Annotated in this window: 18 protein-coding genes and 1 other annotated feature; of the genes, 9 read left to right on the plus strand and 9 right to left on the minus strand. The window is 40.6% G+C overall.

Translation table 11 applies throughout. The annotated features are described in order from the left end of the window. Window positions 1–97 precede the first annotated feature (97 nt). The 3 genes from EKM61_RS06440 (at window position 98) to EKM61_RS06450 (ending at window position 2524) form a co-directional block, all read left to right on the plus strand. Entirely contained in the window at window positions 98–286 is a 189-nt protein-coding gene (locus tag EKM61_RS06440; RefSeq protein ID WP_068222077.1) for a hypothetical protein, read from the plus strand. Window positions 287–444: 158 nt separating this feature from the next. Continuing rightward, entirely contained in the window at window positions 445–1224 is a 780-nt protein-coding gene (locus tag EKM61_RS06445) for a hypothetical protein (RefSeq protein ID WP_068222080.1), read from the plus strand. Between the two features lie 112 nt (window positions 1225–1336). Further along, window positions 1337–2524, plus strand: a complete 1188-nt coding sequence (locus EKM61_RS06450; protein WP_068222083.1) for an LPXTG cell wall anchor domain-containing protein — start codon at window positions 1337–1339, stop codon at window positions 2522–2524. 156 nt (window positions 2525–2680) lie between these two features. On the opposite strand, the gene EKM61_RS06455 is transcribed toward EKM61_RS06450, so the two are convergent. Together EKM61_RS06455 and brnQ are read right to left on the minus strand one after the other, a co-directional pair. After that, complete coding sequence (locus tag EKM61_RS06455) at window positions 2681–3124, minus strand: GNAT family N-acetyltransferase (protein ID WP_068222086.1); 444 nt, start codon at window positions 3122–3124, stop codon at window positions 2681–2683. Between the two features lie 167 nt (window positions 3125–3291). After that, window positions 3292–4704 carry a branched-chain amino acid transport system II carrier protein gene (brnQ, locus tag EKM61_RS06460; protein ID WP_068279730.1) on the minus strand — a complete coding sequence of 471 codons (1413 nt, stop codon included), beginning with the start codon at window positions 4702–4704 and terminating at the stop codon, window positions 3292–3294. A 117-nt stretch (window positions 4705–4821) separates the two neighbouring features. Next, window positions 4822–5079 (minus strand) — a binding site (T-box leader). A 195-nt stretch (window positions 5080–5274) separates the two neighbouring features. Between brnQ and EKM61_RS12030 the strand changes: the two genes are divergently transcribed. Then, complete coding sequence (locus tag EKM61_RS12030) at window positions 5275–5427, plus strand: AbrB/MazE/SpoVT family DNA-binding domain-containing protein (protein WP_156519978.1); 153 nt, start codon at window positions 5275–5277, stop codon at window positions 5425–5427. 69 nt (window positions 5428–5496) lie between these two features. Here the strand turns inward: EKM61_RS12030 and EKM61_RS06465 are convergent, their stop codons facing one another. Next, window positions 5497–6594: a DMT family transporter gene (locus EKM61_RS06465; RefSeq protein ID WP_068376537.1), complete on the minus strand. Its 1098-nt coding sequence runs from the start codon at window positions 6592–6594 to the stop codon at window positions 5497–5499. 393 nt (window positions 6595–6987) lie between these two features. On the opposite strand from EKM61_RS06465, the gene EKM61_RS06470 reads away from it, so the two are divergent. Both EKM61_RS06470 and EKM61_RS06475 read left to right on the plus strand, forming a co-directional pair. Further along, on the plus strand, window positions 6988–7785 hold the full coding sequence (locus tag EKM61_RS06470; protein WP_068222103.1) for a PaaX family transcriptional regulator C-terminal domain-containing protein: 798 nt from the start codon (window positions 6988–6990) through the stop codon (window positions 7783–7785). A 151-nt stretch (window positions 7786–7936) separates the two neighbouring features. Next, window positions 7937–8866 carry an AEC family transporter gene (locus tag EKM61_RS06475; protein ID WP_068376540.1) on the plus strand — a complete coding sequence of 310 codons (930 nt, stop codon included), beginning with the start codon at window positions 7937–7939 and terminating at the stop codon, window positions 8864–8866. A gap of 545 nt (window positions 8867–9411) precedes the next feature. On the opposite strand, the gene EKM61_RS06480 is transcribed toward EKM61_RS06475, so the two are convergent. After that, window positions 9412–11919: an excinuclease ABC subunit UvrA gene (locus EKM61_RS06480; protein WP_068222111.1), complete on the minus strand. Its 2508-nt coding sequence runs from the start codon at window positions 11917–11919 to the stop codon at window positions 9412–9414. 285 nt (window positions 11920–12204) lie between these two features. Here EKM61_RS06480 and EKM61_RS06485 point away from each other — a divergent pair, with 285 nt between their 5' ends. Both EKM61_RS06485 and EKM61_RS06490 read left to right on the plus strand, forming a co-directional pair. Next, window positions 12205–12528: a hypothetical protein gene (locus tag EKM61_RS06485; protein WP_068222115.1), complete on the plus strand. Its 324-nt coding sequence runs from the start codon at window positions 12205–12207 to the stop codon at window positions 12526–12528. A gap of 220 nt (window positions 12529–12748) precedes the next feature. Further along, the gene (locus tag EKM61_RS06490) at window positions 12749–13222 is read left to right on the plus strand and encodes a GNAT family N-acetyltransferase (RefSeq protein ID WP_068222118.1); all 474 of its coding nucleotides are present in this window, start codon (window positions 12749–12751) and stop codon (window positions 13220–13222) included. Here the strand turns inward: EKM61_RS06490 and EKM61_RS06495 are convergent. Together EKM61_RS06495 and EKM61_RS06500 are read right to left on the minus strand one after the other, a co-directional pair. Beyond that, on the minus strand, window positions 13219–13482 hold the full coding sequence (locus tag EKM61_RS06495) for a hypothetical protein (protein WP_068222121.1): 264 nt from the start codon (window positions 13480–13482) through the stop codon (window positions 13219–13221). The genes EKM61_RS06490 and EKM61_RS06495 overlap by 4 nt on opposite strands. A 782-nt stretch (window positions 13483–14264) precedes the next feature. Beyond that, window positions 14265–14810, minus strand: a complete 546-nt coding sequence (locus EKM61_RS06500; protein WP_068222124.1) for a GNAT family N-acetyltransferase — start codon at window positions 14808–14810, stop codon at window positions 14265–14267. Window positions 14811–14880: 70 nt separating this feature from the next. On the opposite strand from EKM61_RS06500, the gene EKM61_RS06505 reads away from it, so the two are divergent. Continuing rightward, window positions 14881–15303: a hypothetical protein gene (locus tag EKM61_RS06505; RefSeq protein WP_082918467.1), complete on the plus strand. Its 423-nt coding sequence runs from the start codon at window positions 14881–14883 to the stop codon at window positions 15301–15303. Window position 15304: 1 nt separating this feature from the next. Here EKM61_RS06505 and EKM61_RS06510 read toward each other — a convergent pair whose 3' ends face one another. The 3 genes from EKM61_RS06510 to EKM61_RS06520 form a co-directional block, all read right to left on the minus strand. After that, on the minus strand, window positions 15305–16114 hold the full coding sequence (locus EKM61_RS06510; RefSeq protein WP_068222131.1) for a Cof-type HAD-IIB family hydrolase: 810 nt from the start codon (window positions 16112–16114) through the stop codon (window positions 15305–15307). 204 nt (window positions 16115–16318) lie between these two features. Continuing rightward, a complete protein-coding gene (locus EKM61_RS06515) occupies window positions 16319–17878 on the minus strand; it encodes a helix-turn-helix domain-containing protein (RefSeq protein ID WP_068222134.1) in 1560 nt (519 codons plus the stop codon). A 143-nt stretch (window positions 17879–18021) separates the two neighbouring features. Beyond that, complete coding sequence (locus EKM61_RS06520; protein ID WP_068222139.1) at window positions 18022–19941, minus strand: fructose-bisphosphatase class III; 1920 nt, start codon at window positions 19939–19941, stop codon at window positions 18022–18024. Window positions 19942–20325 lie beyond the last annotated feature (384 nt).

Below are 20325 nucleotides of genomic sequence, written 5' to 3' on the forward strand. Positions count from 1 at the left end.
ATGAGTAAACAAAAAGCACATTCACCGAAGTGAATGTGCCGTTCAAAATCTCCACCAATACGATTTGACAGAGACCCGTAAAAGGGCAGTGTACATTGTGCAACACTATTACGAGCGAACGCAGACACAAACAAATGTAGATCAGTATCAATTCTTAGGAAAAAAGCGTGATGATACTGAAAGTCTAGTGTACGAAGTTGGTGGTTTTCAAAATAATACGGGCCAGTTACAACAAATTCATGACTATGAAGTCCATAGCGACGGTAAATTTGACGAAATTTATTAAAGTTGTGAAGACTTTGTGAACATAATATTGATTTTTTTAGATAGATATCGTATAGTTTCAATAGGGGTAGTTTGAGTTATTATGATATAGATTTTGTCTAATGTGGCTCAAATTATTGTCATTATTATAGCTTAATTATTTTTTAGGAGGAGATTTTTATGGTTAGAAAGAACAAACAAGTTGCTAAACTTGTTACTGCTGCTACATTTGCTGGTACATTAGCTTTAGGTGGAACTGCTGTCGCTAATACACAAGCAGTTCATGCTGCTACAACACCAGATGCAGATGCCGCTTCACAAAAGACAGACGCACAAACGACTGCACCAACAACAGAACAAGCGCAGGATAAAGTAGATCAGGCTACTGGTGATCAGGCTGCTGCAACACAAAACGTGTCGAACGCAACAACTAATGTTTCGGCTGCATCTTCAGCTGCTGTTGATTCAGCGAAGGTTGCTTCAGATGCTAAGGATAGTGTAGACGCTGCTAACGCTGCTGCCTCACAACAGACTTCAAAAGTTGTTGATGCACAAAAGGCACAAGATAACGCACAAGGTCAACTCAATACTGCTGAAAATGCACAAGGTGCCTTACATCAGAACACGCTTAACAAGCAAAATGAACAATCTAATGCGCAACAACGTTTTGCTACTGCAAGTGATGGTCTTAGCGATGCAACGACTGGTTTACAACAATATTATACTCAAAAAGATGGCGTTAACCAACCAAGTCAAAGCTATACTGATAAGACTGCACAGATCCAAAACGTTTCAGACGATCAGGCTGCCGCAACCAAGGCTAATAGTGACTTTGAAGCTGCTAACACCGTTACAAACAAGGCTCAAACTGCTGTCGGTGATGCTCAAAAGGCAGCTGACCAAGCCACTGCTGCTCAAAAGGACGCTTCTACTGCTTTAGCAGAATTTACAACAAGCTAATACTAATGTTGATAAAGCTCAATCAGCTGCAGATTCAGCACAAGCTGACTTAACACAAAAGAGTAGCGCTGTTGCTAAAGACTTAGCGGTAGTAAATAACCTTCAACAGGCAATGGCCGCAGCAGAAGCTGACCCAGCCAACAATCCTAATTACCACGATCTTGAAAGCCAGTTAGCTACTGCAATGCAAAATGGTAAAACGGATGCTGCAATTCGTGATGCTGCACAGGCTGCACAAGCTGCTGCTGCTGATGCATTAACGAAGGCTAATGCTGCACAAAAATTGGCTACTCAGCAGTATGATGCTCAATCTGCAGTAACTGGTACGGCTGCTAAGGCTGTTACAGCTGCTAATAATGCCCTTAAGACGGCTCAAACTAAGTATAACTTAGCCAAAGAAAATGCTGATTCTTATTTAGCTGCTTACAACAATGCTATTAAGGCATTAGGTCAAGACAAAGCTGCATTTACTACTTTACAAGCAAATGCTAAAGCTGCAATTGATAATTATGAAGCTGCTAAGACAGAAGTAGCTAATTCAAAGGATAACTTGAATAAGGCTATTGCTGCTGTTGGAACTGCTGTTGGTGCTGAAACCAGTAACTTGGCTGTTGTCAACAATGATATGAAGGCAGTTACTACTGCTACAACTGCTGTCACAACGGCTAAGACAAGCGCTAAGGCTGCTTTAGATTCATATAATCAGGCATTGAAGACATACGGCGATGCACAGGCTGCTGCTGATACAGATGCTACTGCAGTAACAACTGCTAAACAAGCTGTAACAGATGCTCAGGCTAAATTAGATGCAGCTAACTCTGCTTTAGCAACGGCTAAGACTGAATTGGCTACTGCCAAAGCTGCAGAAGATGCTGACAAGGGTGGTACCACTACCGATGGCGATAAAGGTGGTACAACTACCACAGACACTGATGGCGATAAGGGTGGCACTACAACCACTACAACAGGTACTGACGCTGATAAGGGCGCCGCAACTACTACGGCTGCTAAAGGTACAGAAGTTGCAGGTAATACCACTACAACAGTTGCTAATAACGGTGCAGCTGCAGTAACTGTTGCTGCCAAGAAGAACGCTTCTGCTCCTGTTACAACAAGCTTAACGGCTGCTACTCCAGCTACAACAACTCGTAAACAATATCAGGCTGCTAAAAATGGCGTTACCGCTGCTGCATTACCACAAACTGGCGAAGCAAATGATAACCTTGCTGCTTTAGGTTTCTTAAGCGCAATGGGTGCATTATTCGGCTTAGTTGGTCTCAAACGCAAGCGTGAATTTTAACCGACTGACATAAATCTAGATATTAGTTAATTTTTATGACTAATTGGTTGATATTAACGTATGACACGAAATCAGTTTTCTGGTTTCGTGTTTTTTTAATTGAATAAAAACGGTAACTAGCTACTTATTTCGAAAAAATTAGTAGTTGGTTACCGTTTATTTTTTTGTGAACAATATTTTACTAACTAAAACACAAGGGATACCATCTTCAATAAAAGTACCAGAGACAGGTTGGTAGCCAAGTTGTTCGTAGAAGCCTTGCGCTGTTCTTTCACTATGAATTAGAGATTTTTGATAGCCTTGGTGTTGACCTACTTCTTCTAAAGCATTAATAACCTGCGCACCTAAACCTTGTCCCCGGTACTCGCTAAGCGTTGCAATTCGACCAGGTTGGATAGTTGCGGCATCAATGAATTGTAGTCGTCCAGTGGCCACTGGCTGCTCATTGTCCGCGTAAATAACGGCGTAGGATGTTTTTGACGTGTCGTGTTGATCGAATTCATCAATTAGGGCAATGTGACGTTCTTGAACGAAGACCTGCATTCTGACATATAGTGCGGCGGCACGCTGCCAAGGCTCTGAGCCGACATGTAATTTCAACTTATGGACCTGCTTTCCTTATCAATATTGATTTTAGTATAGCATGAGTTAAATTAAAGTGGGTCAAGTAATCTTTGTTTCAAAATTATTTTTATAGGGGCTTGCAGGCGGACCACTCTATAAAAAGGCCTTTAACCTGCACACAAACGCTGGAATCTAAATACTTTTTAATGGTCAGTATCATTTTCATCAGTTAGATTTTGCCGGTTCAGGTGCCAGTTTAGGCTAATATTTCGTAATGTATAACCGCCAATACCGATTAAGAAACCAACGGCGGCGAAAGGAATCCAATCAAAACCTAATTTGAATAAAGGCAGATAATGTGTGGCGAAGGCTGTCATGCTACGAGCGAAGGCCGTTTGGGCCAATAATGGTGGTAAAGCGTGAATCATGTCAAAAATTGCCGGAATTAAGGTGAAAATTGTGGTCACGCGGTAGACAAAGCTGCTTTGCTTAAATAGTGGTGATAGGATGGCCAAAATAATAAGCGTAATTGCTAAGGGATAAAGGAACATTAAAACTGGTGTTGACCAAGCAATAATCTGAGTTAGGCCAATATTTGCGATCAAAAAGGAAATACCACAAGTGAAACGTAAAAAGGCTAGGTAACTAATTTTAGGAAAATGTTTGTGAAAATCTTGGGCAAAGGCGGTGACCAGGCCCATTGCTGTGGTTATACAAGTTACCGTTGCTAACGTGGCCAAAATAGCGTCACCAACGGCGCCCATATAGTGATTAGCAATTTGGGCAAAGACAATACCACCGTTTGCTGATAGTTTAAATTGATTTAGACTGGTAGCGCCAATTAGGATTAACGCGAGATAAATCAAGGCTTCAATTCCCATGCTGAGCGCACCTGATTTAGCGGTGGCCAAGGCAATGTTCTTTGGTTTATGCGTTCCTAATAGTTTAATTGAAGTAACAACAGTAACACCAAAAGCTAGGCCGGCCAAAGCATCCATCGTGTTGTAGCCCTGAAGAAAGCCATTAGTGAGTGCACCATGTGTGTAGGCAGTAGTTGCGGTGGCGTGACTGGCTTGTCCCATTGGACTTAAAAACGCGAACAAAAAAATGATTGCCAATAAAACTAAGAATAGTGGGTTTAGTAAGCGACCGATTACATCAATAATACGTGATTGGCGGCTGGATAAACGATAGGTGATCAGAAAGAAAATTGCTGAATAAATGGCCAGGTAAAGGCTAGTTTGGTCTGCCGGGATATGTGGGGCAATTCCTAATTCAAAAGGAACAGTGGCCGTTCTGGGAGTGGCAAATAACGGGCCCAAAGTTGCGTGAACAAGGATCAAAAAAATGAGCGCGTAGTGTTTGCCGATCGGGCGAGCAACATCGTAGATACCTTCACTACGTGTGATACTAATAGCGATAATTGAAAGTAGTGGCAGCAGGGTACCGGACAATAGAAAACCGATCGTTGCCAACCCCCAATGATTTCCAGCGAGTTGACCAAGGTGCAGTGGAAAAATTAAATTACCGGCACCAAAAAACATTCCAAATAGCATTGAACCAATCATTAAATAGTTTTTCCAAGTTAAGCGACGTTCTTTTTGTTCTAATTCCATAAACGAAAACCTCCTATGTTTTGGCCGCAGGTACAAATATAATTACGAAATACAAATCTGAATGCGATTATTAGTGGTTGACCAAATAAAAAAAGCGTCCTTTAAAAGCAAATGCTTTTAAAGGACGCTGAATTGCGTGTTACCACCTTAAATTTACTATTACTTCGCAGTAATAGCCTTACCCCGTGCTGAGAAAGCATTAAAATACTTTTTCAAGACGTTGGCGCAATAATGGGCGCTCCCAACGGACACTTCATAAACGTCGCATCCGCCACTCCGAGGCTACTTTCACAATTACCTACTTTTACTTCCTTGCACTAATCGAAGCTCGCTTGAAAAATAAGTAGTTGCTACTCTCCCCATCACGGTGTTTTAATAATAATCTCATCTATCTTTAACTTAAAAACACTTTACCCCGTTTCTTTTTAAATGTCAAGTAGGTCCTAGAATAGCAGTTCCTATTAGCTAAAACTTAACTAGACAATTAAATAAAGCATATTTCGTGTTTTGGCTCCCACATCTTGGTAAGCTTAAATTAAATCTTATTAGGATTAAAGGGGGCGATTAAACATGAAAGAATACCAAGTGATTGTAGATGCAAAGGGACGAATTGTCATTCCCGTAGCGTTACGTGGCATTTTGAAAATGCATCCGGGGCAGCGAGTTAAGATTAAAAATAAAAAGGATAAAATTGTTGTTAAACGAAAAAAAGTTGAAGAATAAGGCAATAAAAACAGGTATGAAGTGATTTGTTTACAAACAATCACTTCATACCTGTTTTTTAATGCAACTCTAGGATAAATTTTCATTTGATGACTTGTTTACTAATTTTTCCTTGGTAAGCTTAGCATCGTCACGGAGCTTTTGGCGATCGGCACTAATCTTTTGTTGTAACTCATTTGGGCTACCAGGTTTGCGTAATAGTTTAGCAAAAATACCCTGATACTGCATTGAGTTAACTTGGTCAGCGTAACGATTACCTAAGAACATAACGATTGAACCGAGTACAATGACAACGATTCCGATGATGGTTGGCAGCACAATACGTTCGTGCAAAACAATCATAGCCATGATTGGTGCCAGCGCCGGTTTAATGAAGAACACAAGGGAAGCAGTTGAAACGTCTGAAGTTTCCATTGCAAGAAAGTAAAAACCAAAGCCGCCAGCAGTAACCCCGATACATATGTAGGCCAGTAATAATAAATTATTTGGTGCAATTCCTTGAACGAACGGTATGTTTGCAAATGATTTAAGCCCATTAACGCTATTTAATCGATTAGCGATTGCTGAAACGTGTGATAGACCCATTAAAATCCCTAGTTCCAGTGCGCCGGCCAAGAAAGAAAGGCTGGTCATTGTAAGTCCATTAAAGTGTCCACGCATAGAACCCCAGCGTGAAACAATTGAGTAAAGGCCAAAAGTAACGGCGGAAGTAATCGCCAGAGTTAACCCAACTGGATTAGTGAGGTGGGTTGGATTAACAATGATTAGCAACCCGATTAGGGAAATAATGACGGCAATTAAATTTGTTCGGCTGAGCTTTTCTCGTAAAATTAAGTAAGAGAAGATTAGTGCAAATATTGGGTTACAGCTGAATAAAACGGCTACGGTTGAAGCTTGATCGACCTCGACAGCAATTTGGTAGAAGGTCATGCTAATCACGATGCCAACTAAACCAGTTAGTAAAAAGATACCTAAGTCTTTAAAGTCTAATCGGTGTTTCTGCTTACGCAAGGCCCTTACCGCAAACGGTAGTAAGAAACCACCGACTAAGAAACGTAAGAAGTTAAGCTGGATACCATTGAAGGCACTGCCAGCTAATTTAAGTGAAATTTCCATTGAGCTGAATAAGAAAGTTGAAATTAAGACGTAAATATATGTTTTTTTCATGTGAAACAATCGTCTCCCTCACGATTAAGTAGCTGCCAATAATTAAAAAGTGTTTTCAAATTAAAAGTAGCCCTTTATAATAACTAACATAAGATGTAACGCCAATCTTTTATTAATGCTTTCTAAGAGTCGTTAGAAAGCTAACTGACCCACACGATACTTTGTAAGTTACTAACAACCCTAAATATAATTATATTTTGTCGAAACAGTATAATTACTATTATATTTAAAAATGAAAACTTGTCAATGAAAAGAGCGACATAAAAAGGATGATTTGGCTACGAATCGCTCGTTGGTTGCCCGAAAATTATTTTTAATCCTATTTTTGAACAGGCGAGAACAAGCTAATCATTCTTTAAACACTCTTTCAATTGATTTAGAAAGGAACAATGGATGCAATCAGTTGAAAAACAAATTTTACATTTAATCGACGTTGGTGAGGAAGTGCACGCCAAAACTTTGGTCGCAATTTACACTAAGCGTAATTATACGGAGATGACCGTTCGCAACACGTTATCCAAGTTAAAGAACCAGGGCCGAATTATTTCCCGCCGCCGGGGGCTTTATGCGCTAACGGCCGAAGGGAAAAAAAGATTATCCGACATTAATTTAAAATACAATAATTATCAAATGGCCTTTGATGGGAATTGGACGTTTGTTTTCATTCGAATTCCGGAAGAAAAGCGTAAGGCAAAAGCGGCCTTTAAAACGGCCTTACAGGAGTATGGTTTTGCACCATATCAATCCTCGGTTTACGTGTCACCTTGGCATTACGGGAATGATGTTTTGGCATTGGCACAGGAAATTGGTGTCACTAGTGACGTAAAGGTTGTGAAAGGAACCTTTTTTAAAACGCGCCTAACGCGGCAAGAGGCCTTTCAAATGTGGCATTTAAAAACTTTGACCCAAACTTATCAAACTGAATATGCTTGGATTAAGGAAAAAATGGCTCACACCTCACAAGTTGTGGCCAGTGGGGATGATCAGGCTCTATTAAATTTATATTTGGACATTGGTAATCATATCAATACGATGTTTTTACTCGATCCAATTCTACCGCAGAGTTTATTACCACCAGATTGGATTGGCCAGAAAACACTTCAGTTATTAATTACTGGCTACAACAGTATTGCTGAGATCTTTCCTAAACAAAGTCCCTACGCAAAATTTATGACACCGATGTTCACTTGAGTATCAAGTACTGGGCTATATTTAGGCTAAGGTTGTTAAATGCTGATTTTTGAAACAGAATTCACCGTTAAATTAGAACAATCTCAAAAATAGTGGCGATCATTTTTTAAGGATAAAGTAAATTATAGTAGAAAAAAGATTGGGTGAGTAAATGGGATTCGTAACATCGTTAAATCAGGTTAGCTTAATGTTTTTATTAATGGCAGTTGGTTTTTTAGCTAACCGAGTGGGCTTTATCCATGAACAAACTTCCAAAGACTTAACGGCCATCTTGCTGTACATTGTTTCGCCGTGTTTAATTATTAAAGCGTTCGAGCAACCCTTTTCCGTGCATCAGCTAACCCAATTGAGCTTGGCCTTTGTTGGAACTGTGTTGTCTTATCTTGTTGCAATTATTGTAGGTCGACTGGCTTTTCACCGTGTTAAAAATACTGAACAACGAACGGCGCTTCAATTCGGAACAGTTTATTCAAATGCTGGTTTTATGGGAATACCGCTAACTAATGCGTTATTTGGTTCAGCGGGCGTTTTTTACTCGGTACCTTATTTAGCGGTATTTAATTTATTTAATTGGACCCATGGCATTAATTTATTTAAATCAGAGAAAAATCAATCCAGCCGCCGTTACATGGTGCGTAGTGTGTTGACTAATCCCAATATTATTGCCATTGTTATTGGACTGATTGTTTTTTTGGCGTCGTTTAAACTGCCGACAATTTTACAATCAGGGGTCAATTATATTAGTGGGATCAATACACCACTTTCAATGATGGTAATTGGAAATAGTATTGCCAGCATTAAATGGCGGGAATTATTTAGCGATCACTTAATTTGGCCGGGAATTTTACTGCGAAATATTGTTATGCCGTTTTTAACGTTACTAATACTGGCCGTCATTGGTTTGCACGGGACTGCGTTACTGGCAACCGCGACGATGGCAGCTTGCCCAGTAGCAGGGATTGTTGTTTTATTTACCCTATTAAACGACGGTGACCCGGCCTTTGCGGTTAAACTGATGAGTTTATCAACTTTATTTTCAATCGTCTCACTGCCGCTAATGATCGCAATAGCGGCGTTATAGAATTAGAGTGATTTATGATACTAAAAAAGAGAGTGTTTGAAAAAGCGGTTAGATTCTGAGGATTAGCCTAAACAGCCGAATTACCTTTGAAAAAGGTGATTTGGCTGTTGTAGCTAACCGCAGGAATCTGCTTTTTCAAACACGTTTAAACCAGAGTGTTTGAAAAAGCGGTTAGATTCTACTTCGCAATTGAGGATTATTACTGGCTTCGCTGACGAATGTCGATCGGACTAAGATAACCCAAAGTCCGAATCGCAGCCCAAATAGCCGAATTACCCTTGAAAAAGGTAATTCGGCTATTTTAACTACTATTTTGCAAATAACTTATGATACTTCGATGTTGTCTATTCTTGTGGTGAAACCAAGGAACACAGTTATAAAGTCCATAACTGCTCGCGACTAAGTTCGCCTCGTTCACCGCAAGAACTAGCAAGGCAAAAACCGCCAAGTTGAAATAAGGTAATTGCAGTAATCTGCTTTTTCCAAACACGTTTGCACTAAATTAATCAGGAAAGTACTAAATAAAGCGATTTTTCAAACCTTCCCTAGTCAACCCCAAATTGTTTAAGGTGTTTGGCCAAGTATTGCCCCGTAATACTATTTTTTTGGTTGGCCACCTCACGTGGTGTACCAGTTGCCACAATTTTACCGCCGGCAGTACCGCCACGAGGGCCGACATCAACAACGTAATCCGCGTTGGCGATGATGTCCAAGTCATGCTCAATGGTTATGATCGTTGCGCCGGTGGCTAATAATTGATCAAAAACGTGAATTAAGGTACGAATGTCTAACGGATGTAGACCGACAGAAGGTTCATCAAAAACAAAAAGGGTTCCCATTTGTTTCTGGCCCATTGAACTGACTAACTTAAGCCGTTGCGCCTCACCACCAGATAAGGTTGGGGTAGCCTCACCTAATTTTAGATAGCCCAGGCCCATGTCCTGTAAGGATTTTAGGCGACTAACAACGCTGGTCAAAGTTTTTAATTTAGGGATGGCTTCATCAACGGATAATGTTAAAACGTCCGCGATAGTCATGTCGTGCCATTTTACCGTTAAAGTTTCTGGATTATAGCGGCTTCCCTTACAAGTTGGGCAGGTTTCCACGATATCCGGCAAGTACTGAACATCCAGCGAAATTTGGCCAGTACCATGACAGGTGGGGCAAGCGCCAGTTAAGGTATTGTAAGAAAAATGGGCCGCACCAAAATGTTGTTGTTTAGCCGTTGTAGTTGCCGCAAAGGCCTGGCGAATTTTATCAAAAACACCAGAATAGGTAGCGACAGTTGAGCGGACGTTTTTACCCACAGGTGTTGAATCAATCATCACTGCACGTTTGATACCACCACTTTCCAACTGGTCAACGTGTTGTGGTAGTGGCTGCTCTTGTGCCTGGGCCTGAATTGCCGGTAGTAGGCTGTCCAAAATAAGCGTGGTTTTACCAGCGCCAGAAAAGCCACTAACGGCGGTCAACTGTCCAACTGGAAAGCTAGCGGTGACGTTATTCAAATTGAAGCGCCGTTTAACGTGTAGTTTGATCGTTCCTTGATCAAATATGTGTTCCTTAGGGACTTGTTTGCGCGTAATTAAGGGTGTTTTGCCGGTTAAAAAGGGACCAATCAATGAATGGGGATTTTTCTTAATTTCGGCGACACTTCCTTGATCAAGAATCGTTCCTCCTTTTTTACCGGCACCGGGACCAATCTCAATAATTTGATCAGCGGCGCCAATTAGGCCAGTGTTGTGGTCAACGGCAATTAGCGAATTGCCCTGTGCGACTAATTGACGAAGAATTTTGACCAGACCAGTAACGTTGGCGGGATGTAGTCCAATTGAAGGTTCATCCAGTACGTAAAGCACACCAGTCGTTTCTGAACGCAGGGTGCGACTAAGCTGAATTCGCTGTAATTCACCAGTAGATAGGGTCATGCCCGGACGACCTAAAGTTAAATAATCTAGTCCAAGATCAAGTAATGGTGCGAGACTAGTTTTAAACTCACCAACCAAGTTAGTACCAATCTTGGCCATATTAGCTGGCAATTGGGGAACGATCGTTGCCGCAAACGCCGGTAAATCTTTAATTTCGATTGCACACACTTCTGCAATATTTTTTCCAGCCAACTGACTTTGTAAAAGCTTTGGGTTAAATCGATTGCCGTGACAAGTTGGGCAGGTAGTGAAATCATAAAAACGGTTGAGTCGCTGGATAGCGCGTTCGTTATGCGTAGTGGCCAGGCTATCTTCTACCGCAGCAAACGCATTTTCAAATTGAGCATTATCCATGTGAAAGATTTTGCCAGTTGAAGTTGGAATGTTAATAGCGTACTTTTTCTTTTCGCCGTACAAAACAATTGCCTGATCTTTTTTACTTAGATCACGAAAAGGGGTGTCGATGTTAACACCGATTGTTTGCACAACAAACTGCATAAAGTTACGCCCGGGCAATTTCCAAGAGGCGATAGCACCTTGGCGAATTGTTAGCCGGTCATCAGGAATGAGTCGTGCCGCAATGATCTGACGAATTTGGCCAGTACCGTGGCAAGTCGGGCAGGCACCGGTTGAATTAAACGCGAAGCTTTCGGCACCAGGTGGCTGGAAGGTTGTTCCATCACCTGCTTTTAGAGTCAAACCCTCCGCAACTCGTAGGCTAGGTTTGACGCGTTGACCATTTGGTGAAACGTGTGAACCAAGGCGAGAAAATAATAGCCGTAAAATATTGAAACTCTCGGTCATTGTTCCAACGGTGCTTCGTAAATTAGGAACATTTGGCCGCTGGCGTAGAGCCAGGGCCGCTGGAAGATGGCGGACGGAATCAACATCTGCCTTGCCAACTTGGCTGATTCGGCGGCGTGTATAGGTTGAAAGCGAATCTAAGTATCGCCGGGCACCCTCAGCGTAAAGAACGCCCATTGCTAAAGAGGATTTTCCAGATCCAGATAGACCACTGATTGCAACGAATTGATTGAGTGGAATTGAAACCGAAAGATTTTTAAGGTTATTGACGTGGGCACCGGAGACTTCGATTTGTTTTGGGATGGAAGTTACTTTTGCCATAGTAGTTGCTCCTTTTCACTAATAATTAACTTAAATGAAGTAGACTTAAAAAGTGTTCAAAGAATTTTTTGGCCACATATTTTAGCAGCCATTAAGTTAATTATAAGCTGATTTAAGGCAGTTTTGAACACGAGTTCATCTTAGCACAAATCAAATCTGGGGGAGTGCTTGAAAAAGCGGTTAGATTAAATCTAGGTGATCCAATCGTTAACTTCTTCCTTCAGTACGAACTATATGGTATGATGATATGTCAATAATAAACGGAATAGTCAGGGAGTGAGAACGATGCAGTTAACGGTGCCAAACAAACATTTTTTTAAGCGATTAAAACAGGGGAATGTTTTTTTCCTTAAGGATACAATGGTATTAGTGCCTTACCCAGAAGATTACACGCAAACACTTGATTTGATTTCCTTAGATTACCAGATCATGCGGGATGAATTGGCCACACAAACGGATTTGACCAAGGTTAATTGTGTGTATCAAATCGATCCTGATGCTGACATGGCAATGGCAGATATTAAACTGCAGTTTGTACCTAAAACAGCCGGTGAAAAAGAATTTCAAATCGAAAAAAGTTATCACGTTTTTCTAGATAATGTTGATTAAAAAAGTTGTCCCTAAACAAAATGGAAACTCATAACGTAATTGAAATATTATTAAAAATAAAATAGAGCCTGAAGCCGTACCCCTTTTTCACCATTAAAATTATTTGGTGTAAAAAAGTAGCAGCCTCGAGCTCTATTTTTTAATAATTAGGAATTGCGTCGCAACATAAAATTTGCTAGTATGAAAACTAAATTAAAATTAAAGTTAGCAGGTAATGCCTATGCAAATACGACCAATTGAACCAAAGGATGATCTAGCAGTTAAGAAGCTTGTTCAGGATTGCTTAGCAGAATATCAATTAAATTTGCCGGGAACTGCCTACTTTGATCCGCAATTAACAGTTTTGGCCGAATACTACGCAAATTTAGAGTATGGCTTTTATTGGGTACTTGAAGAAGATCAACAAGTTGTTGGTGGCGTGGGTATTGGACCCTATGCACATACTTTTGGTACCTGTGAGTTACAAAAGCTCTATATTCAGAAGGCATCCCGAGGTAAAGGCTATTCAAATCAGCTAATAAAAAAAGCGCTGGATTTTGCGGCGCAGCACTACCAACAAGTTTACTTAGAAACCTTCGCCAAGCTTAAGGTTGCCAATCAAATCTACCCCCGCTATGATTTTAAAAGGTTAGCTAAACCACTGGCTGGAACTGAGCATACAGCTTGTGATACGTGGTACTTAAAGCAACTCTAATCAAATAGCTGCACATCAAGACCGTTAGCCGTTGATCTTAGCGGCATATCCAGGTTAGGGCTTATTTGGTGTAGCGCGTGCGTAATAGTATTGTGATCAGTAACCAGTAAGGCTGCCAATTCAAGCGAGGAAACGTAATTAAATTTTTTACCGTGGAAGATTGCTGCACTAAAAGCAGCAGTTTGTTTTCCTTGGGCTTGATTTAATTTTTGACCGGTTTGTTTTAAGCCTAACAAAAGGCGTTCTAATAACTTGGTCATGCTAGACTACCTCCTAAGTGCTCTAATGTCCATTTTGTGCGAGCACAAAATCCAATACACGGCGGATGTCCATTCTCCTAACGCGAAGTACGCGAACTCGAAACATGGCACCTCCTAAGTGCTCTAATGTCTATTTTGTGCGGGCACAAAATCTTATACACGGCGGATGTCCATTCTCCTAACGCGAAGTACGCGAACTCGAAGCATGGCACCTCCTAAGTACTCTAATGTCTATTTTGTGCAGGCACAAAATCCAATACACGGCGGATGTCCATTCTCCTAACGCGAAGTACGCGAACTCGAAGCATGGCACCTCCTAAGTGCTCTAATGTCCATTTTGTGCGGGCACAAAATCTTATACACGGCGGATGTCCATTCTCCTAACGCGAAGTACGCGAACTCGAAACATGGCACCTCCTAAGTGCTCTAATGTCTATTTTGTGCGGGCACAAAATCTTATACACGGCGGATGTCCATTCTCCTAACGCGAAGTACGCGAACTCGAAGCATGGCACCTCCTAAGTACTCTAATGTCTATTTTGTGCAGGCACAAAATCCAATACACGGCGGATGTCCATTCTCCTAACGCGAAGTACGCGAACTCGAAGCATGGCACCTCCTAAGTGCTCTAATGTCCATTTTGTGCGGGCACAAAATCTTATACACGGCGGATGTCCATTCTCCTAACGCGAAGTACGCGAACTCGAAACATGGCACCTCCTAAGTGCTCTAATGTCTATTTTGTGTGGGCACAAAATCCAATACACGGCTGTTTTTAATCTTTATTGTTTGTTAGCAAGGTATTGAACTAGTTCAATTTTTTGTTTTTCTAAACTATACGTGTTTTCGTGGAAAGAGGGATCCTGCTTAAGACCGACTTTTTCTAAAAGTTTACGGGAGGGTTGATTGGTGGCTGCAGTTACGGCCTTTAGCTGCTTCAAATTAAGCTCGTTGAAGCTAAAGTGAATCAATTCGGTTAAGATTTCAGTCATGATACCGTGCCGCTGCCAGCTAGGAAGAATTTCGTAGCCAATTTCAACTGAGTTTTGTTTAGTATTAAAATTCCAAAGCTGCACTAAACCTACAAATTCGTTTGTTTCCTTAGTCATAATTCCCCACATTAAAAAGTCCTGGCGACTAACGCCAGTCATCATTTTATAAATATAAACCATTGTTTGCTCAAGAGTTTGATCGGTGTTACGGCCAGAAGCCGCAGCAACGCTTGAATCATGGCGCAATGAAAAGATGTCCTTAGCGGCCACGGTGTTCAAAAAGCGTAATTGATAATTGGGTAGGTTCAAAGTTGAAAATGCTTGAAAAGATTTCATAATTAGCTCCCGGTGGGTTATTAGCTTCATTTTAAATCTAGCGGATTAAAATTAAAAGGAAATGATAGGCGTGACTCCTGAAATAGCGAAACAACAAGTTCTAAATTTACTGCAACAGGTTATTCAAAAACAACAATTAGAACAAGTGGAACAATATCTTAGCAACGAACTGATTGTCGTTTTAAACGGGCAGAATATTAACTACACCCGTTATTTAGAACGACTACACCATTTGGCCGCCGCACCTAAGGCAACGATTAACGAACTTGTTGTCCATGATTGTATTTTTGCCGAAGACGAGCAGGCGGTCACTGTTCATTACATTGTAAAAATAACAACTAAATTAACGCAAGAAGATCAAATTGATGTCTTGAGTTTATGGCGTTTCAAGGACGAACAATTGATTTTCTGTAATGAAGTTGCCTGGCCGCTAACGCCAGTAGCCGAACGCTTTCAAGCCGATCAACAGTTTATTCGTGATTATATTATTTAGTTTATAGGGCTAGATAATTTCGTAAGTAGTTAGCAACGCCGTCTTCGTCATTTGTTTCCGCAATCACAGTATTGGCGGCGGCCTTCACCGCTGGTTGAGCGTTAGCCATAGCGACACCCCAGCCGGCAGATTCTAGCATATCTTGATCATTAAAATCATCACCAAACGCAATGACGTTGTTGGCCGTCATATTGAAATGATTAAGTAAGTAATGAATACCAGTAGACTTGCGAGTAGCCTTTTTTACGATTTCTAAGGCCGCATTATCACCGTTCCAGGCACCCCAAGTTTGCGCAACAACCATTGGAAACTCTGATTGGATTGTTTGCTGAAGTGCGGGGAAGGTTAGTGCATTAGTAAAAAGAGTGACTGAAATTGGCTCTTGCTTTAAACTCGCCGAATTGAGCAGTACTTTTGGGTGTAGCATATTTGGCATAAACGGAATGTCCTGAAAAGGTCGATCAGTTAGAATAAACTGCTTTCCCTCAGCTACAATGGCCTTTAAGGCAAAGCGTTTCTTGAGCTCTAGTAAAGCGAGTACTAGTTTGGTTTGCAAAGTTGCTTGGTACTCTGCGGCCCAGTGGTGATGAGGAATGTGGATTAAACCACCGTTAAAATTAATCATCGGGGTTGTCAGGTCGAGTTCATCGTAAAAGTTTTCGCTGATATTGTCCGGGCGGCCAGTTGTAATCACAACTTTATGACCGGCATGACTAGCTGCCTTAAGTATCCGGGTTGTTTTTTGGCTAAGCTGTCCGTTATTATTAAGCGTTGTGCCGTCAAGGTCTAATGCAATAAGTTTGGCTGTCATTTGAATGCCTCCTGAGTAGTCTTCATTTTACCGAAAAACATTAAAAAAGTTAAGTAACTTGCAAAAGAAATGACCCAGGAAGCGTAGAAATTAGTTGTCTAATTCTTACGCTTCCTGGGTCACTTTTTAGATTGTCGTGTGAAGTCAATTATTATTATAAAAAGTTTGGTAAAATGCAGAAATCTAGTTCTTCAAAAGTGATTTCTAATTTTCCGAAGAAGTATCATCTTGGCCAGCGGGTTTTGTTTTACTAGCTGAGGTGCTGTTCTTTAAATGTCCGCCTAAGATGTGCTTAGCGTAGTAGGTCTGCAATTGCTGGTACAAACCGCCTAAAATATCGCTAGTTTCAACATCAAAGAAGAAGTAGTTACCGCGCTGGGCGTGTTTTCGATAAAGTGATGCAGAAGTTGTTACAACCACATCATATTGTTCGGCGAATTTTGTGAAGTAAGGTGCTACTTTAAAGTAAGGAATACCGTTTAACAGGTCGCGATAGTCCTGGTACGTCAGATTACTTTCTTCCATGTAAAGGCCAATTTTCAGCTGGTAATTCTTATCGTAACTAACATAATTACGCATGATGAATTGATAGAAAGCGTTAATTAATTGATCCTTAACGGAAGAAAATGCGCGAAAATTCTGCGGTAGATGATTAAAATAATAATCAATATCTAGGTACAATTTGTTTTTTCCGAAACGAAGAACTGAATCATTAATTGGCACATAAGTAAATGCAGGAAAAGGTCCCCGTAAAATGTATGAACCTAAAGTTGTATTTAATAAATTACCTAGAAGGAGTCGATCTTGAGTTAAGTCAACTTCGTCGTTAAAATCATTATGTTGTATCACTTTAAGGCAGTCGGTAACTAGTGACCAAATAATGTTTTCTGTACGTGAATAAAATCTCAAAGTTCGTTGCAAAAAGTTGCTGTTAGCATCACGGAAAATTGGCGGATAATTCAGTAAGAAGAAAGCAAAATTAAGTTCACCAGCCAGTCGATTTTCGGGAACATCTAGCATTGGAGCCAAGACATCGATATTATAATTAGGATTTTCGGCCGTTAGTGCTTGGTAGCGAGAATCATTATTAACGTAAAAGCCGTGGTGCTCACGAAGTAAAAAGATTGCAACAACAAAGTCAATATCCTCAGTGTCATGTAATTCTTCAAACACATCAATATTTTGAAAGATAAGGTTGTGGACTTGTTGAACTTCTTCGCGCAGCTCTGGTGGAAAAATGTTAATGGACTGTTCCCGTGCAGTAATACGCATAACTTGATAAAGCACCAACCGAGTATAGCGTTCGTCACCGACAATTGCTAAATTTTTATAGCGCATGTGTAGTTTAAAACGTTTTAGAAAATCATTGAATAACTTAAGTTTACGAAAAACAGTCGATTTACTAACATCATTGTCCTTACAAAAGATTTCAATGGTGGGGTTCTCCGTGGTCAGCATGTACCAAAGCAATTTGAATGGTAGGTTAGCCTGAATAATTTCAAAACGGTAACGATCTAATGATACAAATAGTTTGCGTGTATCCACGCCACCATGTTCAGTCAAAAATGATTTTTGTTCTGGCAAATAGGCTTGTACTTGCTGATTGATGTCTTGCACCATGTTATAAGTCTTCTGATAAGACATCTCGGTACGTTCCGCCAATTCATTGACGGTATAGACTGCCGGCCGAATTTTATCTAATAATTCATAAAACTGATAGAATGAATAATCAGTCTTTGTCAGCATTAATTGTTCATAGTCCAAAACTAGACCTCCTGTTGTTGGAAACATGTTCATTTATTTTTAGTTTATCTTATAGTAATTGTGTAAACAATTAACGAAGACACCTAGAAAGAATACCATAAGTTCCAATAGATAAACAGAATAAACAAAATAATAATTAATTCTTATTTTGTGAGCATTAGTTCCTTTAACAGGCGAACTTGTTTAATGAGCTTTTTTCCAATATCGGTTTGGGCCACCATTTTACGGTGACTGACTTGATCTACAACTCGTTTAGTGGAAATAATATCGGTTAGATTTGCAATTGCATCTGCTCGTGAAGTGAATGGCTGGTGGGTCACCAATTGCATTCCGTAAGAATTATATAGCAGTGTGTAGCCACCAATGCCGGTTGTTTTGTGGTAAGGCTTAGAAAAGCCACCATCAATAACTAGCATTTTTCGATCCGCCATAATTGGACTCTGGCCCTTTTTGACAGGTGTGTGACCGTTAATAATGTGGCCAGTGTTTGGATCAAGTCCAAAGGCTTCTAATAGTTGGTCCATAAACCAAGTTTCGTGGCGTAATCGATAGTAAGCGTTCGGCGCTTCAAAGTGCGTTTCTTTGTCCGCAATAAAATAGCGCTCAAACGTGGTCATGTCATGTTTGCCAAATAGTGGTGATAAAGGTCCAGTCCATAAATACCAAAGGAGATCAGTTGCCTGGTCGTTTGTCGTATGTGGGTGCGCAAAGCTTTCGCGCAAATTTTTTTCGAAAACGGTTAGTAGTTCTGGACCTGCGTAATCTTTTCCGTTTAGGCGGAAAGTTTGAAACTTGCCTTTATCGTCCACGGGAATACAGCCGTGAAAAATCAAATTATCGTTGTAAGTGAGGTACATACTACCTTTTTTTACCAAGAATGCCATGTGCCGGCGTAATTTATCGGACTGCATGAACGCAGTTGTAAGCTGATCAATTAAATCTTGTTCTTCTGGGGTTAATTGATAGGGTGCTTTAGGATCAATGGTTTGAAAACAGGTATTCTCTAACTGGTAAGTTTTGCCTTTTAGCTCAATTGTTTGCTTGGCGTAGTCGATTTTATCTAACATCGCGCGGTGGGCCATGTTGAATTCAGGTCGCCGGGCAATGGCCGGGCCTTCTAGCTTAAATTGAATTACGGCAATTGCTTGGTGAATTTGTGTTATCTGCAATTTTTCGGCGGCCGATAATGGGCGCTCATTGTGCATTAGCTTTGGTTGAAATGCTGGATTATCTTGGTAATGTTTTTCGGCAAACAACGCTAAGTGGCGTAAATTAATGCCGTAAGCGTCCTCGATAATACTTAAATTATTGTAACGTGCACAGATTCGCAGTAAATTTGCTAAACAAAGCTGCGAGCCAGAGACGGCACCCAGCCAAAGAATATCATGATTACCCCACTGAATATCTAAGGAATGATGCTGCATTAGTCGTTCCATGATCTTGTCCGGGTAAGGCCCACGATCATAAATGTCACCAACAATGTGTAAATGATCAACGACCAATTGTTGAATGCTATGGCAAGTTGCGATAATAAAGGCGTCGGCCTGACCTAAAGTAATGATATTTTCGGTGATTTTGCTATAGTACTGTAATTTATCAACGCTATCTAAATCGGCGTAGAGTAGCTCCTCAGTGATGTAAACAAACTCTGGTTTTAATGCCTTTCGAACTTTAGAGCGGGTGTACTTTGTTGAGACAAAGTGGAGTAATGAGATTAGACGTGTAAAGGTGTCTAGGTACCACTGGCAAAGCTCTTCGTTACTAGCGTAGCGCTTTTTAATGGCCGTTAACCGTTCTTTCGGGTAATAGATCAAAAATGAAAAGTTGCTAATTTTATTTTTTGTCATTTTTCCAGCAAAAAGGGCCGCAACTTTTTGTTTGACGTTACCAGAGCCACTGCGTAAAACGTGTTGAAATGCATCGTATTCACCGTGGATATCACTTATAAAGGCCTCAGTACTTTTTGGTAAATTCAAAATTGCCTCGAGGTTAATGAGCTCGGTGGCAAGTGCAGTCTTAGTTGGGTACTTAGCTTTTAGTAAAGCAAGATCAGTTTCATTCATAAAGTGAAAACTCCTTAAATTTTTAAATTCATATTTATAAGGCCATTATAGCGCTTTCTTTTTAGGATACCAATTATACGATGATATCCACTCAACGGCTGTTGGTCTTGATAATGGGGTATATACCAATAATAAATGCTGAATTTGTTTTATAAAAAATAGTTGACAAAGAGTTAGTAGTCTTCTATGCTTTGAAACAATAAATAGCATCAAAAACCGATGAGGTGGAGATCAAGATTGTTGTGCACGTAAAGAGAGTTGCCGGTGCTGAGAATGGCAGTCGAACGCAGACAATTAAATGGACCACCGAGGGCAAACTCGAAAAGAGTGGACCAAAAGACGGTTAGATTACGGAGAATAGCCTAGTTTGCCGAATTATTCGCG

Source organism: Loigolactobacillus backii, from assembly GCF_003946275.1.
Taxonomy (GTDB): domain Bacteria; phylum Bacillota; class Bacilli; order Lactobacillales; family Lactobacillaceae; genus Loigolactobacillus; species Loigolactobacillus backii.

What these genes read in the sequence shown, in the direction of transcription:
- EKM61_RS06445 (WP_068222080.1), top strand. Translation starts at nt 445, where the DNA reads ATGGTTAGAAAGAACAAACAAGTTGCTAAACTTGTTACTGCTGCTACA.
- EKM61_RS06450 (WP_068222083.1), top strand. Translation starts at nt 1,337, where the DNA reads ATGGCCGCAGCAGAAGCTGACCCAGCCAACAATCCTAATTACCACGAT.
- brnQ (WP_068279730.1), bottom strand. Translation starts at nt 4,704, where the DNA reads ATGGAATTAGAACAAAAAGAACGTCGCTTAACTTGGAAAAACTATTTA.
- EKM61_RS12030 (WP_156519978.1), top strand. Translation starts at nt 5,275, where the DNA reads ATGAAAGAATACCAAGTGATTGTAGATGCAAAGGGACGAATTGTCATT.
- EKM61_RS06465 (WP_068376537.1), bottom strand. Translation starts at nt 6,594, where the DNA reads ATGAAAAAAACATATATTTACGTCTTAATTTCAACTTTCTTATTCAGC.
- EKM61_RS06470 (WP_068222103.1), top strand. Translation starts at nt 6,988, where the DNA reads ATGCAATCAGTTGAAAAACAAATTTTACATTTAATCGACGTTGGTGAG.
- EKM61_RS06475 (WP_068376540.1), top strand. Translation starts at nt 7,937, where the DNA reads ATGGGATTCGTAACATCGTTAAATCAGGTTAGCTTAATGTTTTTATTA.
- EKM61_RS06480 (WP_068222111.1), bottom strand. Translation starts at nt 11,919, where the DNA reads ATGGCAAAAGTAACTTCCATCCCAAAACAAATCGAAGTCTCCGGTGCC.
- EKM61_RS06485 (WP_068222115.1), top strand. Translation starts at nt 12,205, where the DNA reads ATGCAGTTAACGGTGCCAAACAAACATTTTTTTAAGCGATTAAAACAG.
- EKM61_RS06490 (WP_068222118.1), top strand. Translation starts at nt 12,749, where the DNA reads ATGCAAATACGACCAATTGAACCAAAGGATGATCTAGCAGTTAAGAAG.
- EKM61_RS06495 (WP_068222121.1), bottom strand. Translation starts at nt 13,482, where the DNA reads ATGACCAAGTTATTAGAACGCCTTTTGTTAGGCTTAAAACAAACCGGT.
- EKM61_RS06500 (WP_068222124.1), bottom strand. Translation starts at nt 14,810, where the DNA reads ATGAAATCTTTTCAAGCATTTTCAACTTTGAACCTACCCAATTATCAA.
- EKM61_RS06510 (WP_068222131.1), bottom strand. Translation starts at nt 16,114, where the DNA reads ATGACAGCCAAACTTATTGCATTAGACCTTGACGGCACAACGCTTAAT.
- EKM61_RS06520 (WP_068222139.1), bottom strand. Translation starts at nt 19,941, where the DNA reads ATGAATGAAACTGATCTTGCTTTACTAAAAGCTAAGTACCCAACTAAG.